Below are 13,765 nucleotides of genomic sequence, written 5' to 3'. Positions count from 1 at the left end.
AAGCGCCGCGTTTTTGACATTGAGATGACGGGGGGGCTGGCCTAGTCTTTGGGCCGAAAGGCCCCCGACAGGTCCGGGACAGGCACCGAGGGTTCGCCCCCCGGGGCAGGCCGCAGAGGAAAGCGAATGGCGAACAATTCCGGCAGCGACAGCAAGAACACGCTCTACTGCTCGTTCTGCGGCAAGAGCCAGCACGAGGTTCGCAAGCTGATCGCGGGTCCGACCGTGTTCATCTGCGACGAATGCGTCGAGCTCTGCATGGACATCATCCGTGAAGAGACGAAATCCGCAGGTCTGAAATCGACCGACGGCGTGCCGACGCCGCGGGACATCTGCAAGGTGCTGGACGATTACGTGATCGGCCAGGAACATGCCAAGCGCGTGCTCTCGGTCGCGGTCCACAACCACTACAAGCGGCTCAATCACTCGTCGAAGGCGGCGGATATCGAGCTGGCGAAGTCGAACATCCTGCTGATCGGTCCGACCGGCTGCGGCAAGACGCTGCTTGCGCAGACGCTGGCCCGCATCCTCGACGTGCCCTTCACCATGGCCGATGCGACGACGCTGACCGAAGCCGGCTATGTCGGCGAGGATGTGGAAAACATCATCCTGAAGCTGCTGCAGGCCTCGGAATACAACGTCGAGCGGGCGCAGCGCGGCATCGTCTATATCGACGAGGTCGACAAGATCACCCGCAAGTCGGACAACCCCTCGATCACCCGCGACGTGTCGGGCGAGGGCGTGCAGCAGGCTCTGCTGAAGATCATGGAAGGCACCGTGGCGTCGGTGCCGCCGCAGGGTGGCCGCAAGCATCCGCAGCAGGAATTCCTGCAGGTGGACACCACGAACATCCTGTTCATCTGTGGCGGCGCCTTCGCGGGTCTCGACCGGATCATCGCCCAGCGCAACAAGGGCTCGGGCATGGGCTTCGGCGCCGAGGTCAAGGACCCGGATGCGCGCGGCGTGGGCGAGCTGTTCAAGGAGCTGGAGCCGGAAGACCTGCTGAAGTTCGGCCTGATCCCGGAATTCGTCGGCCGTCTGCCGGTTCTGGCGACGCTGACCGATCTGGACGAGTCCGCGCTGGTCACCATCCTGACCGAGCCGAAGAACGCGCTGGTCAAGCAATACCAGCGGCTCTTCGACATCGAGGGCGTGAAGCTGACCTTCACCGACGACGCGCTGACCGCGATCGCCAAGCGCGCGATCAAGCGCAAGACCGGTGCCCGTGGCCTGCGCTCGATCATGGAGGACATCCTGCTGGACACGATGTTCGAGCTGCCGGGTCTGGATGGCGTGAGCGAGGTCGTGGTCAAGGAAGAGGCGGTCGATGGTTCGGCCAAGCCGCTTCTGGTCCACACCGAGGGCCGCAAGAAGGAAACCGCCTCGGCCGGCTGACCGGCTGCCTGCGGAACCGAAACAAGAGCGGGGCGCCTTCGGGCGCCCCGGTCCGTTTCGGGGGCCGGTCAGTTCAAGGTGTCAGTTCACGGTGTCAGTTCACGGTGACGGTGACGCAGCCCGAGAGCGACCCTTTCTCGCCCTTGGCGGTGTTGCGAATGCAGAACTTGTCGGCACCCTTGAAGCCTGCATTGGGGGTGTAGACCGGTCCGCTGGCGCTGAGGCTCAGCTTGCCCGACTTCGGCGCGCGGGTCAGTTTCATCTCGGTCGCGGGCACCTTCCTGGTGTCGTAGATGAAGGCGGGGTAGCTGATCGGGCAGCTCTTGTCGGCGGCGACCATGGTGAACTTGCCATCGCCCTTGCCCGAGGCCCAGCCACGGCCCAGCCCGCCATCGCAGGCGGCCGAGGCAGTGGTGGCGGCGGCAAGGGAGATCAGCAGCGCGACGGCGGCGCTGGCGGAAATATGCATCGAATGCTCCTGAAAATCACACAACGAACGCGCGGGGGAATTCCCGCGAGGACATTGTGGCACGCGGGGGGCCTGCCGGCCATCCGCTTTTCGATGCCCGGAACTGGGCGCGGCGGGCCCCGTGGGCCCTGCATCGCGGCGGTTTCGCGGTGGCCGGTGCCTGCCACACGGGCTTGGCACTGGACCTCGCGATCCGCTCTTGTATAAGGGGCGCAAGGTCTTCGGAGGATTGCCCATGTCGTTCCTGCTTCGCGCGGCCACCTGGTGGAACAGCCAGACGATCGGCACGCAGCTCTTCACCCGCCGCTTCGGCCAGAAGGTCGGCGAGGACGAGCAGGGCAACGTCTATTACCAGTCCAAGGACGGCAAGAAGCGCTGGGTGATCTACAACGGCGAGATCGAGGGCAGCCGCATCGCCCCCGACTGGCACGGCTGGCTGCACCACACCTGGGACCAGACGCCGAGCCAGGCGCCGCTGGCCCACAAGGCCTGGGAACAGCCGCATGTCGAGAACCTGACCGGCACGCTGGGCGCCTATGTGCCGCCGGGCTCGCTGAAGCGGCCCGAGCTGCTCGAGCGGCGCGACTACGAAGCCTGGCAGCCGGAATAAGCGCATGGCGGACACTCGGGCAGAAGTCGTCACCGGCGGTGTGGTGCTGCTGGCGGCCGCGGCCTTCGCGGTCTGGGCGGGCGTCGGCGCAAGCCTTGGCAAGACCGGCGGCACCTATGACCTGAAGGCCTCGTTCCGGTCGCTGCAGGGCATCGCGCCGGGGTCGGAAGTGCGGATGTCGGGTGTCGCGGTGGGCGAGATCACCAAGATCGTGCTGAACCCGCAGACCTTCTTCGCCGATGCCACCGTCGCGATCCAGAGCAACATCCAGCTGCCCGACGACAGCGCGATCCTCGTGTCGCAGGACGGTCTGCTGGGCGGCGCCTATGTCGAGATCGTGCCGGGCGGCAGCCCGATGAACATCGAACCCGGCGGCGAGATCACCGATACCCAGGGCGCCGTCAGCCTGATGTCGCTGCTGATGCGCTTCGTGGGGGGCTCAGGCAACGGCGGCTCCGAAGGGGCGGCCGCGGAGGGAGCCTCGCAGTGATGCTGCGCGCTGCCGGTCTTGCCCTTGCCGTGACGACGCTGCTGGCCGGGCCGATGCTGTCCGGGCCTGTGCTGGCGCAGGACGCCCCGGCAGAGCCGGACTCGGCGGACGGTACCGGCGAAAGCATCCTGCAGGACGGCGAGGCGCTGCCCGACGTGCCCTCGACGCCCGAGGCGCTGGCTCCCGAAAGCTCGACCGACAGCCGCGCGGCCAGTGCCGTCGCCTCGGCCCCGGCCGCGATCCTGCGCGGGCTCGACCGGGTGACGGGCGAGACGCAGGACCTGCCGCTGCGGGTGGGGGCCACCGCCGACCTGTTCCGCCTGCAAGTTTCGCTCAGCGATTGCCGCTATCCGGTGAACGATCCCGCCTCGAACGCCTATGCGCATCTGACGATCCGCGAGCGCGGCGAGGTGGTGTTCAACGGCTGGATGGTCGCGGCGAGCCCGGCGCTTTCGGCGATGGACAATGCCCGATACGATGTCTGGGCGCTGACCTGCGCGCGCTGAGGCTTGCGACGGTCATGGGGGCGCTGCCCCCGTCGCCCTGACGGACGACTCCCCCGGAGTATTTTTGCCAAGACGAAGACCGAAGCCCTTCAGGGGGCTGGCGGAGGCAAGAGGCTTTGCGATGCGCAGAGTGGGCCTGCGGGGCCGAAGGTCACGTCGAGCGACAGGGCGTCGGCAAGGCGGGCGCGGAAGTCGGTGCGGGTGATCTCGATCCCGCCGAGGCTCAACAGGTGCGGCGTCAGGAACTGGGTGTCGCAGAGCGCGTAGCCGCGGCTGGCGAGCCGTGCGGTCAGCCAGGCGAGGGCCGCCTTCGACGCGTCGGTCGAGCGCGAGAACATCGATTCCGCGAAAAAGGCGCCGCCCTGGCTGATGCCGAAGCTGCCGCCGACGAGGCGCCCCTCTTTCCAGACCTCGACAGAATGGGCGCGGCCGAGGCGATGGGCGGTGGTGTAGACCTCGCGCAGGGTGCCGTTGATCCAGGTTTCGTCGCGGTCGGCGCAGAGCGTCACCACCTCTTCGAAGGCGGTGTCGGTGGTGGCGGTGAACTCGCCCCGGCGCAGGCGGCGGGCGAGCGAGCGCGAGATGTGGAAACCGTCGAGGGGAAGGATGCCGCGGACCTTTGGGTCGATGACATGCAGGTCGCCGTCATCGCGGCTTTGCGCCATCGGGAAGGTGCCCTGCGCATAGAGCGACAGCACGCGGAGAGCGAAGGGCAGGCCGCTCATGCCGCGGCCCGCCCGGTTTTCTGTCTGGCCCCAAGGGGCGGGCTCAGGCGAAAGCCTCTGCCAGCCACTTTTCGAGCCAGTGGATCGAGTAGTCGCCGTTCAGGATGTCAGGCTCCTCCAGCAGCGCGTGGAACAGCGGCACCGTGGTGTCCACGCCATCGACGATCAGCTCGCCTAGCGCGCGCTTGAGACGCGCCAGCGCCTCGGGCCGGTCGCGGCCATGCACGATGAGCTTGCCGATCAGGCTGTCATAATAGGGCGGAATCGCATAGCCGGCGTAAAGGGCCGAATCCATCCGGACGCCCAGACCACCCGGCGCGTGGAAGACGTTCACGCGGCCCGGGCAGGGCGCGAAGTTCGGCAGACGCTCGGCGTTGATCCGCACCTCGATCGCGTGGCCGTTGATCGTCAGATCGTCCTGGCCGAAGGACATCGGCAGGCCGGCGGCGACGCGGATCTGTTCGCGCACCAGGTCGACGCCGAAGATCGCCTCGGTCACCGGATGTTCCACCTGCAGGCGGGTGTTCATCTCGATGAAGTAGAACTCGCCGTCCTCGTAGAGGAATTCGATGGTGCCGGCGCCGATGTAGTTGATCGCCGCCACCGCCTCGGCGCAGGTCTTGCCGATCTGCGCGCGCAGTTCGGGCGTGATCACCGGGCCCGGGGCTTCCTCGAACACCTTCTGGTGACGCCGCTGCAGCGAGCAGTCGCGTTCGCCCAGATGCACCGCATTGCCCTTGCCGTCGCCGAAGACCTGGATCTCGATGTGCCGCGGGCGCTGCAGGTATTTCTCGATATAGACCTCGTCGTTGCCGAAGGCGGCCTTGGATTCCGAGCGCGCGGTGCGGAAGGCCACTTCCAGATCGGCCTCGGTCTTGGCGACCTTCATGCCGCGGCCGCCGCCGCCGGCGGTGGCCTTAATGATCACCGGATAGCCGATCTCGGCCGCGACGACCTTCGCATCCTCGACCGTCGGCACGCCGCCGTCCGAGCCGGGGACGCAAGGCACGCCAAGGCGTTTCATCGTGTCCTTGGCGGTGATCTTGTCGCCCATGATGCGGATATGCTCGGCCGTCGGGCCGATGAAGGCGATGTCATGGTCTTCCAGCGCCTGCACGAAGCTCGCGTTTTCCGACAGGAAGCCGTAGCCCGGGTGGATCGCCTCGGCCCCGGTGATCTCGCAGGCCGAGATGATGGCCGGGATCGACAGGTAGCTTTGCGACGACGACGGCGGGCCGATGCAGACGGATTCGTCGGCCATGCGGACATGCATCGCATCCGAGTCGGCGGTGGAATGCACCGCGACCGACTTGATGCCCATCTCGCGGGCGGCCCGGATCACGCGGAGCGCGATCTCGCCACGGTTGGCGATCAGGATCTTCTCGAACACGAGGCTGCCCTCACTCGATGATCATCAGGGGGGCGCCGTATTCGACGGGGGTGCCGTCCTCGACGAGGATCCGCTTCACCGTGCCGGCCTTGGGCGCGGGGATGTGGTTCATGGTCTTCATCGCCTCGACGATCAGGACCGTCTGGCCCTCGGTCACCGTGGTGCCGACCGTGACGAAGGGCGTGGCGCCCGGCTCGGCCGCCAGATAGGCGGTGCCGACCATCGGCGAGGTCACGGCGCCGGGGTGCTTGGCCGGGTCCTCGGGGGCGGCGGCCGGTGCGGCGGCAGCGGCGGCGGCGGCGGCGGCGGCGGCGGGCGCTGCGGCAGGGGCGGCGGCCATCGGGGCACCGGCGGGCGCGGCCATGTAGACCGGGGCCGCGACGGCCGGCTGCTTGACCACGCGAACTTCGAGGCTGTCATGCTCGCCATACTCGCGCATCACGGCGAGTTCCGTGAGCTCGTTCTTGTTCAGAAGCTCCGCGAGTGCCTGGATGAAGGCCACGTCCTGTTCGTTGGGGTTCTTGGTCATGCCGTCCTCGGGTGATGCGACCCGCTCTGCGCGCGGGCTCTGCCGTTCTGGGCCGGGGTTATACGCCAGCCCTTCCAAGGAGGAAAGGGCAGGAGTCCGTCGGCTTCCGGCAGGGAATTCGCCTGCGCACGGGCGGCGAGGCGTGGGGGCGGGTGCCCGCCTCGGGCCGGTCGCGGGAGGCGTGCCCCTTCGCGGGTGGTCGCATCGGCCTGCGCCTGTGGTAGCATGCGCCCGGATCTGTCGCACGGAGGAGGCGGCCATGGCGAGCGTATCGGAGATCACGTCCCATTACACAATCGAGGGCCTGCTGGAGCGGATGCTGGCCAGCCTTGGCATCACCGACCGGCGCCCGGGCAGCCTGTCGGCGGCACGGCTGCGCGCGGTGGACGAATTCCACATCAACGGCGCCGAGGCGACCGAGCGTCTGATCCCCGAGCTGATGGTCGGGCCGGGGCAGCGGGTGCTCGACCTCGGGTCGGGGGTGGGCGGCCCGGCGCGGCACGTCGCCGAGGAGACGGGGGCGCTGGTGACGGGGGTCGACCTGACGCCGGCCTATCGCGAGGTGGCCGAGGCGCTGTCGGAGCTTGCGGGTCTGGGCGAGCGGACGCGCTTCGTGCTGGGCAGCGCGACGGCGCTGCCGTTCGAGGCGGCGAGCTTCGACGCGGCGATGATGTTCCATGTCGGCATGAACATCGCCGACAAGGCCGGCGTGATGTCCGAGGCGGCGCGCGTGCTGAAGCCGCGCGGGCGCTTCGTGGTCTACGAGGTCATGCGCATGGGGGCCGCGCAGCCCGCCTTCCCGGTGCCCTGGGCTGCCGGCCCCGAGACATCGTTCCTCGACACGCCGGTGGCCTACCGGACGCTGGCCGAGGATGCGGGGTTCACGGTCGTCGCGGCCGACAACCGGGCCGAGGCCGCGAAGCTGTTCTTCGCCCGGATGAAGCGCGAGCTCGAGGCCGCGAAGGCCGAGGGACGCTCGGCGCCGCCCGGTCTGGGCAGCCTTCTGGGCCCCGAGGCGCCGGTCAAGGTGGGCAACATGATCGCGGCGCTGGCCGAGGGCATCATCGCGCCGATCGAGCTGATCCTCGAACGGGGCTGATCGCGTCTGCGCCGGAACGGGGCCCGGCCAAGCGCGCAAGCGTCGAGGATGACGCGGGGTCGGGGATTTGCACCGGGGGCCCGGCTGGGGCAGGATCGCGGCCGGCGGGGCACGCACCCCGCCCGGTCGAGCCGCGCCCGAGGGAGGGGGCGGGGACCGTTCCCGGACCGAGGCCCTTCATGCACGATTTCTTCTCTGCCCGCCGCCCCGAGACGCTGGCGTCCAAGGCGATGATCGCCACCTCGCATCCGCTGTCGACCGCGGCCGGGATCGAGATCCTCGCGCAGGGCGGCAAGGCGGTCGACGCGGCGCTGGCGGCGGTGGCGGTGCAATGCGTGGTCGATCCGCTGATGACCGGGATCGGCGGCGACTGCTTCGCGCTCTATGCGCCCGCCGGCGGAGCGGTGAAGGCGTTGAACGGCTCGGGCCGCGCGCCCGCGGCCGCGACGGTCGCGGCGCTGAAGGCGGCGGGGCTGGAAGACGAGATCCCGCAGGGCTCGCCCCATTCGGTGACGGTGCCGGGGGCGATCTCGGCCTGGTGCCTGCTGCACCGCGACCACGGCACGCTGCCGCTGGCGCAGCTTTTCGAACGCGCGATCGGCTATGCCGAGGACGGCTTCCCGGTGACGCCGCGGGTGGCGCAGGACTGGGCGGGCAACACCGGGATCGTCGCCGCGGATGAGGCGGCCGCGCAGGTCTTCCTGCCCGAAGGCCGCGCGCCGCAGGCCGGCGAGGTGATCCGCCAGCCGCTGCTGGCCGCACGGCTGCGCGAGATCGCGGCGGGCGGCGCCGCAGCCTTCTACGAAGGCGCGACCGGGCAGGCGATGGCCGACCGGCTGGCCGCGCTGGGCGGGCTGCACACCGCGGCGGATTTCGCCGCCGCCACCGATGCCGCCTTCTGGACCGACCCGATCCATGCCTCTTACGGCGGGCATGACATCTACGAATGCCCGCCGAACGGGCAGGGGCTCGCGGCGCTGGTGATCCTGAAGGTGCTCGAGGGCTTCGATCTCGGCCCCGAGGTGCCGCTGGCCGACCGTCTGCACCTGCATGCCGAGGCCGGCAAGCTTGGCTATCACCACCGCGACGCGCTGATCGCCGATCCCGCCGCCTGCGAGGGCCTGGCCGAAAAGCTCTTGTCCGACGAGGTGATCGGCGCGCTGCGGGCGCGGATCCGCATGGACCGGGCGCTGCCGCCTGCGCTCTGGGACGAGCCCGAGCACAAGGACACCGTCTATCTCACTGTCGTCGATGACGAGGGCAATGCGATCTCGTTCATCAACTCGATCTTCCATGCCTTCGGCTCGGGCCGGCTCGACCCGGTCTCGGGGGTGCTCTTCCATTCGCGCGGCGCCTCGTTCCGGCTGATCGAGGGGCATCCGAACGCGATCGGCCCATCGCGGCGCCCGATGCACACGATCATCCCCGGCATGGCGGTGAAGGACGGGCGCGCGGTGATGCCCTTCGGGGTGATGGGCGGGCAATACCAGGCCTCGGGCCATGCGCAGTTCCTCTCGAACGTCTTCGACCGCGGCATGGACCTGCAGGCGGCGATGGACGCGCCGCGCAGCTTCTGCTTCGGCGGCGTGCTCGAGGTCGAGCCCGGCGTACCCGAGGAGGTCCGCGCCGATCTCGCGGCGCGCGGCCATGTGGTGAAGGTCGCGACCTCGCCCATTGGCGGCAGCCAGGCGATCCGGATCGACGCGGCGGGCGTGCTGCATGGCGGATCGGACAGCCGCAAGGACGGGATGGCGCTGGGGTTCTGAGGGCCCTTCCGTCTTTCGCATTGGTGCAAATATCCCGGGGTGCGGGGCAGAGCCCCGCTCCACCGGTCTTCCCTTGTGCGCCGTCGGGTCCTAGAAGGGCGCGGCTCTGCCCGAGGGAACCGACATGACCGACCGTTTCAGCTTTCGCCTCGATGCGACCGACGGGCGCGCCCGCACCGGCGTGATCTCGACCCCGCGCGGCGAGATCCGCACCCCGGCATTCATGCCGGTGGGCACCGCCGCGACGGTGAAGGCGATGCTGCCCGAAAGCGTCCGCGCGACCGGGGCCGACATCCTTCTGGGCAACACCTATCACCTGATGCTGCGCCCCGGTGCGGAACGGGTGGCACGGCTTGGCGGGCTGCACCGTTTCATGAACTGGGAACGCCCGATCCTGACCGACTCGGGCGGCTTTCAGGTGATGAGCCTCGCGGGGCTTCGCAAGCTCACCGAAGAGGGCGTGACCTTCGCCAGCCATGTCGACGGCTCGAAGCACCACCTGACGCCCGAGCGCAGCATGGAGATCCAGAAGCTGCTGGGCTCCGACATCGTCATGGCCTTCGACGAATGCCCGGCGCTGCCCGCGACGGAGGACGAGGTCGCGAAGTCGATGCGCCTGTCGATGCGCTGGGCGCAGCGCTCGCGCGATGCCTTCGGCGACCGCCCCGGTCATGCTCTCTTCGGGATCATGCAGGGCGGGGTGACGGAAGCGCTGCGCGGCGAGAGCGCCGAGGCGCTGAAGGCGATCGGCTTCGACGGCTACGCGGTCGGCGGCCTGGCGGTTGGCGAGGGGCAGGAGGCGATGTTCGGCGTGCTCGACTACGCGCCCGGGATGCTGCCCGCGGACAAGCCGCGCTACCTGATGGGCGTGGGCAAGCCCGACGATATCGTCGGCGCGGTCGAGCGCGGCATCGACATGATGGACTGCGTCCTGCCCTCGCGGTCTGGCCGCACCGGGCAGGCCTGGACCCGCCGCGGTCAGGTGAACCTGAAGAACGCGCGGCACGCCGACGACCCGCGCCCGCTCGACGCGGCCTGCACCTGCCCGGCCTGCACCGGCTACAGCCGCGCCTACCTGCACCATGTCTACCGCGCCGGCGAGATGATTGCGGGGATGTTGCTGACCTGGCACAACCTGCATTACTATCAGGAGCTGATGGCGGGCCTGCGCGCCGCCATCGCCGAGGGCCGCCTGCAGGCCTTCGTCGCCGAGTTCCACGCCCTGCGCGCCGAGGGCGACATCGAGCCGCTCTGACCCTTTCTCATTGGTTGAAATACTCCGGGGTCCGGGGCAGCGCCCCGGGGCCGGGTTCGGTTCGGCCCTCAGACCCCGAGTGCCACCAGCCGGACGCCCAGCGTCACCGCCCCCGCGATGGCCGCGATCCCGCACAGCGCCAGCAGCCCGTCGCCCACCAGCAGCGCCAGCGCCATCAGGCTGACCGCGGCGCCCAGGATCGACGAGGTGAAGGGCACCAGCTCCAGCGCCGGCATCGCCAGTCCGCAGATCAGGCAGGCCAGCAGCAGCACCCAGGAAAACGGCGGCCGCACGAGCACCGTCAGCCGCCGCGCCGTCCAGCGATCGAATGCGCGGGCCGGCCGGTCCAGCCAGTCGAGCGCCGCGCCCAGACGCGCGCCGGGTACGGCCCGGCGTCGCAGCATCCCCGGCAGCCAGAGGCTGCGCTTGCCCACCAGCATCTGCGCCGCGATCAGCGCGATGGTCAGCCCGCAGACCGACGACAGAAGCGGGATGCCCGAGGCCGGCGACAGCACCACGAGCGCCGGGACCAGCAGCGCCGGCGTGAACGAGGCATGGCCGAGCGCGTCGAGCACGCCCGCGACGGTGACCCGCTCGTGGCGGCAAAGGCCGCGCAGACGGTCGATCAGCGCCGTGAGGCCCCCGGGGGCTGCGGTGGGCGAAGGTTCGGCAAGCGAGGCGGGAGGGGGAGGCATATGGGGCAACGGCGGCTTGTGGCGCGGGGTTCCGCGCCGGCGCCTGTTGCGGCGGTCAGCCGCGCATCGACCCGGTCGCCTCGAGCCGCTGGTGCCAGCCCAGCGCCTCTTCGATCAGGTGCGGGGTATGGCCGCCCCGCGCCGTCGCCCGGTCGAGATAGTCGCGCGCCATGTCGCGATAGTCGGGATGCACGCAATTGGCGATGATCAGCGGCGCACGTTCGCGCGGTGCAAGCCCGCGCAGGTCGGCCAGGCCCTGTTCGGTCACCAGGATGTCGACGTCATGCTCGGTATGGTCGACGTGGCTGACGAAGGGGACCACCGAAGAGATCGCCCCGGCCTTGGCCACGGATTTCGTCACGAAGACCGAAAGCCAGGCATTGCGCGCGAAATCGCCAGAGCCGCCGATTCCGTTCATCATCCGCGTGCCCGCGACATGGGTCGAGTTCACGTTGCCATAAAGGTCGAACTCCAGCGCGGTGTTCACGGCGATGATGCCCAGCCTCCGGATCACCTCGGGGTGGTTCGAGATCTCTTGCGGGCGCAGGATCAGCCGGTTCTTGTAGCGCCCGAAATCGGCCATCACCCGCTGCTGGCAGGGTGCCGACAGCGTCATCGAGGCGCCCGAGGCGAAGCCGAGCTTGCCCGCGTCGAACAGCTCGAAGGTCGAATCCTGCAGCACCTCGGAATACATGCGCAGGTCGTGGAACGGGCTGTCGATCAGCCCGTGCATCACCGCGTTGGCGATGGTGCCGATCCCGGCCTGCAGCGGCGCCAGCGTCTCGTCGAGCCGGCCCTGCCGGACCTCGTGCTTCAGCAGTTCGGTCAGGTGGCCGGCGATGGCCGCGGTCTCGGCATCGGGCGGCAGCACGGTCGAGGAGCTGTCGGCATTCTGCGTCACCACGATCGCGGCGATCTTCTCGGCCGGGATCGGGATGTAGGGCAGGCCCACGCGGCTGTCGGTCGAAACGACCGGGATCGGCATCCGCGCCGGGCGGCGCTGCGGGATGTAGATGTCGTGCAGGCCCTCCAGCCACATCGGCTGGCTCAGGTTGATCTCGACGATGACCTTTTCCGCCAGGATCGCGAAAGAGGCCGAATTGCCGACCGAGGTGGTGGGCACGATGCCGCCGTCGGGCAGGATCGCCACCGCCTCGACCACGGCGATGTCCACCGGCGCGATCTGGCGCGAGCGCAGTTGCTCGACCGTTTCCGAAAGGTGCTGGTCGATGAACATCACCTCGCCCGCGTTGATCGCGCGGCGCAGGCCTGCGTCCGACTGGAAGGGCATCCGGCGGGCCAGCGCGCCGGCCTCGGTCAGAAGCCGGTCGATGTCATTGCCGAGCGAGGCGCCGGTCATCAGCGTGATCTTCAGCGGCTCGGCCCGTGCGCGGGCGGCCAGCGCCAGCGGCACCGCCTTGGCCTCGCCGGCCCGGGTGAAGCCCGACATCCCCACCACCATGCCGTCTTGGATCAGCGCGGCCGCGGCCTCGGCGGTCACCACCCTGTCGCGCAGGGCGTGGTTGCGGATGCGTTCGTGGATCGCCATGTCGTCCTCCCGACCTCGTCGTCGGGGCGGACGCTAGGCGCGGCTCCGCAGGGCGGCAATCCACGATTTCCGCACTGCGGCGTGCCGCGCATGGCGGCCATGCGGCGCCCGCAGGGCAGTCTGCGAACGCCGTGGCGTCAGGCGGCGCGGACTGCCACCAAGGCCGAGGCCGGCAGGTGCAACCGCACCGAGGTGCCGGTGCCGGGGCGGCTGTCGGTCTCGTAGGCCGCGCCCAGCTGCATGGCCGAGGCCAGCATCAGGCGGCTGCCGAGGCCGGGCTTCGATCCTTCGTGGCCCACGCCGTCATCGGCGAAGGTGAAGCCGATCCCGCCCTCGGGCGTCGTCGCCCAGTCGATGCTGACCCGGCCCGAGCGGTCGCCCGGGAAGCCGTGCTTGACCGAGTTCGCCACGAATTCGTTGACGATGATCGCCAGCGCCGAGGCCAGCGCCACCGGCACCGAGACATTCGGTCCCTGCACCGACAGCGTCACCCGGCCGCCGATGCTTTCACCGACATCGGCGATCAGGTGGTCGAGGAAATCGCCCAGCGGCAGAAGACCGGTGCCGCTGCGCTGCATTTCAGCGTGGACGCGGGCGACCGCGCCGACGCGGCCGCGCGCGGCGGCGATGGCGGCGCGGGCCTCGGGCTCGGCCGCGTTCTCCTGCAGGCGCATCAGCGACGAGATCTGCTGCAGCGAGTTCTTCACTCGGTGATCGACCTCGCGGGCCATCATCGTCTTCATCGCCAGCGACCGGCGCAGTTCCAGCTGCGCCATCACCTGCCGCGACAGCACGCCCAGCGCCCGGGCCTGAAACTCGGTCAGCTCGCGCGGGGCGGTGTCGAGGACGCAGAGCGTGCCCAGGGCAAGCCCCTCGGGGGTGACCAGCGGCTGGCCCGCGTAGAATCGCATGCCAAGCTCGGGCCCGCACAGCGGGTTGTCGACGGTGCGGGGATCGAGTGTGGTGTCCGGGATCTGCAGCAGGCCATCGCCCAGAATCGCATGGGCGCAGACCGAGCGGTCAAGATCGGTCTCGCTGACATCGAGGCCCTGATGCGCCTTGAACCACTGGCGGCCCTCGGCCACCAGCGACACGAGGGCGATCGGACAGCCGCAGATTTCGCCCGCAAGGGCGGCGAGTTCGTCGAAATCCCGTTCGGCCGGCGTGTCGAGCACGGCGAACTCGGTAAGCTGCGCAAGGCGTTCCGCCTCACGCGGGCCGGGCGTGGCGCGCATGGTTTCCCCTCCGGCGGACAGACGTCCGCCAACCCCGTGATTCACGCACCCG

The 13,765-nt window shown here is 69.6% G+C and carries 14 protein-coding genes; 7 read left to right on the top strand and 7 right to left on the bottom strand.

The genetic code is table 11. From position 1 onward, the window contains the following. Positions 1 to 126: 126 nt before the first annotated feature. On the top strand, positions 127 to 1,395 hold the full coding sequence (gene clpX / locus V8J36_RS09355) for an ATP-dependent Clp protease ATP-binding subunit ClpX (protein WP_336467026.1): 1,269 nt from the start codon (positions 127 to 129) through the stop codon (positions 1,393 to 1,395). Positions 1,396 to 1,489: 94 nt separating this feature from the next. On the opposite strand, the gene V8J36_RS09350 is transcribed toward clpX, so the two are convergent. Further along, on the bottom strand, positions 1,490 to 1,864 hold the full coding sequence (locus V8J36_RS09350; RefSeq protein ID WP_336467025.1) for a hypothetical protein: 375 nt from the start codon (positions 1,862 to 1,864) through the stop codon (positions 1,490 to 1,492). A 235-nt stretch (positions 1,865 to 2,099) separates the two neighbouring features. Here V8J36_RS09350 and V8J36_RS09345 point away from each other — a divergent pair, with 235 nt between their 5' ends. The 3 genes from V8J36_RS09345 to V8J36_RS09335 are packed head-to-tail and all read left to right on the top strand — an operon-like array spanning position 2,100 to position 3,470. Beyond that, the gene (locus V8J36_RS09345) at positions 2,100 to 2,474 is read left to right on the top strand and encodes an NADH:ubiquinone oxidoreductase subunit NDUFA12 (RefSeq protein WP_336467024.1); all 375 of its coding nucleotides are present in this window, start codon (positions 2,100 to 2,102) and stop codon (positions 2,472 to 2,474) included. Between the two features lie 4 nt (positions 2,475 to 2,478). After that, complete coding sequence (gene mlaD / locus V8J36_RS09340; protein WP_336467023.1) at positions 2,479 to 2,964, top strand: outer membrane lipid asymmetry maintenance protein MlaD; 486 nt, start codon at positions 2,479 to 2,481, stop codon at positions 2,962 to 2,964. Then, on the top strand, positions 2,964 to 3,470 hold the full coding sequence (locus tag V8J36_RS09335) for a DUF2155 domain-containing protein (protein ID WP_336467022.1): 507 nt from the start codon (positions 2,964 to 2,966) through the stop codon (positions 3,468 to 3,470). Before mlaD ends, V8J36_RS09335 begins: the two co-directional genes overlap by 1 nt. Positions 3,471 to 3,559: 89 nt before the next feature. On the opposite strand, the gene aat is transcribed toward V8J36_RS09335, so the two are convergent. From aat to accB, 3 genes are read right to left on the bottom strand one after another with little or no spacing between them, the layout of a single operon-like run. Further along, positions 3,560 to 4,195 (bottom strand): leucyl/phenylalanyl-tRNA--protein transferase, encoded by a 636-nt coding sequence (gene aat / locus V8J36_RS09330; protein WP_336467021.1) that lies wholly within the window; start codon positions 4,193 to 4,195, stop codon positions 3,560 to 3,562. 43 nt (positions 4,196 to 4,238) lie between these two features. Next, positions 4,239 to 5,585, bottom strand: coding sequence for an acetyl-CoA carboxylase biotin carboxylase subunit (accC, locus tag V8J36_RS09325; RefSeq protein ID WP_336467020.1), 1,347 nt, complete (start codon positions 5,583 to 5,585; stop codon positions 4,239 to 4,241). Between the two features lie 10 nt (positions 5,586 to 5,595). Then, positions 5,596 to 6,114 carry an acetyl-CoA carboxylase biotin carboxyl carrier protein gene (accB, locus tag V8J36_RS09320; RefSeq protein ID WP_336467019.1) on the bottom strand — a complete coding sequence of 173 codons (519 nt, stop codon included), beginning with the start codon at positions 6,112 to 6,114 and terminating at the stop codon, positions 5,596 to 5,598. A gap of 259 nt (positions 6,115 to 6,373) precedes the next feature. Here accB and V8J36_RS09315 point away from each other — a divergent pair, with 259 nt between their 5' ends. The 3 genes from V8J36_RS09315 (at position 6,374) to tgt (ending at position 10,234) form a co-directional block, all read left to right on the top strand. Next, positions 6,374 to 7,213 (top strand): class I SAM-dependent methyltransferase, encoded by an 840-nt coding sequence (locus V8J36_RS09315; protein WP_336467018.1) that lies wholly within the window; start codon positions 6,374 to 6,376, stop codon positions 7,211 to 7,213. A gap of 179 nt (positions 7,214 to 7,392) precedes the next feature. Further along, positions 7,393 to 8,979 carry a gamma-glutamyltransferase family protein gene (locus tag V8J36_RS09310; protein WP_336467017.1) on the top strand — a complete coding sequence of 529 codons (1,587 nt, stop codon included), beginning with the start codon at positions 7,393 to 7,395 and terminating at the stop codon, positions 8,977 to 8,979. A gap of 124 nt (positions 8,980 to 9,103) precedes the next feature. Next, positions 9,104 to 10,234, top strand: coding sequence for a tRNA guanosine(34) transglycosylase Tgt (gene tgt / locus V8J36_RS09305; RefSeq protein WP_336467016.1), 1,131 nt, complete (start codon positions 9,104 to 9,106; stop codon positions 10,232 to 10,234). Between the two features lie 68 nt (positions 10,235 to 10,302). Here tgt and V8J36_RS09300 read toward each other — a convergent pair whose 3' ends face one another. The 3 genes from V8J36_RS09300 to V8J36_RS09290 form a co-directional block, all read right to left on the bottom strand. Next, positions 10,303 to 10,929: an exopolysaccharide biosynthesis protein gene (locus tag V8J36_RS09300; protein WP_336467015.1), complete on the bottom strand. Its 627-nt coding sequence runs from the start codon at positions 10,927 to 10,929 to the stop codon at positions 10,303 to 10,305. Between the two features lie 55 nt (positions 10,930 to 10,984). Next, positions 10,985 to 12,478 (bottom strand): acetyl-CoA hydrolase/transferase family protein, encoded by a 1,494-nt coding sequence (locus V8J36_RS09295; protein WP_336467014.1) that lies wholly within the window; start codon positions 12,476 to 12,478, stop codon positions 10,985 to 10,987. Positions 12,479 to 12,615: 137 nt separating this feature from the next. Then, positions 12,616 to 13,713 carry a histidine kinase dimerization/phosphoacceptor domain -containing protein gene (locus V8J36_RS09290; RefSeq protein ID WP_336467013.1) on the bottom strand — a complete coding sequence of 366 codons (1,098 nt, stop codon included), beginning with the start codon at positions 13,711 to 13,713 and terminating at the stop codon, positions 12,616 to 12,618. Between the last annotated feature and the right edge of the window lie 52 nt (positions 13,714 to 13,765).

It is taken from the genome of Frigidibacter sp. MR17.14 (assembly GCF_037095735.1).
In the GTDB taxonomy this organism is placed as follows: Bacteria; Pseudomonadota; Alphaproteobacteria; order Rhodobacterales; family Rhodobacteraceae; genus Frigidibacter.
This window is presented reverse-complemented; position numbering and strand designations above follow the sequence as displayed.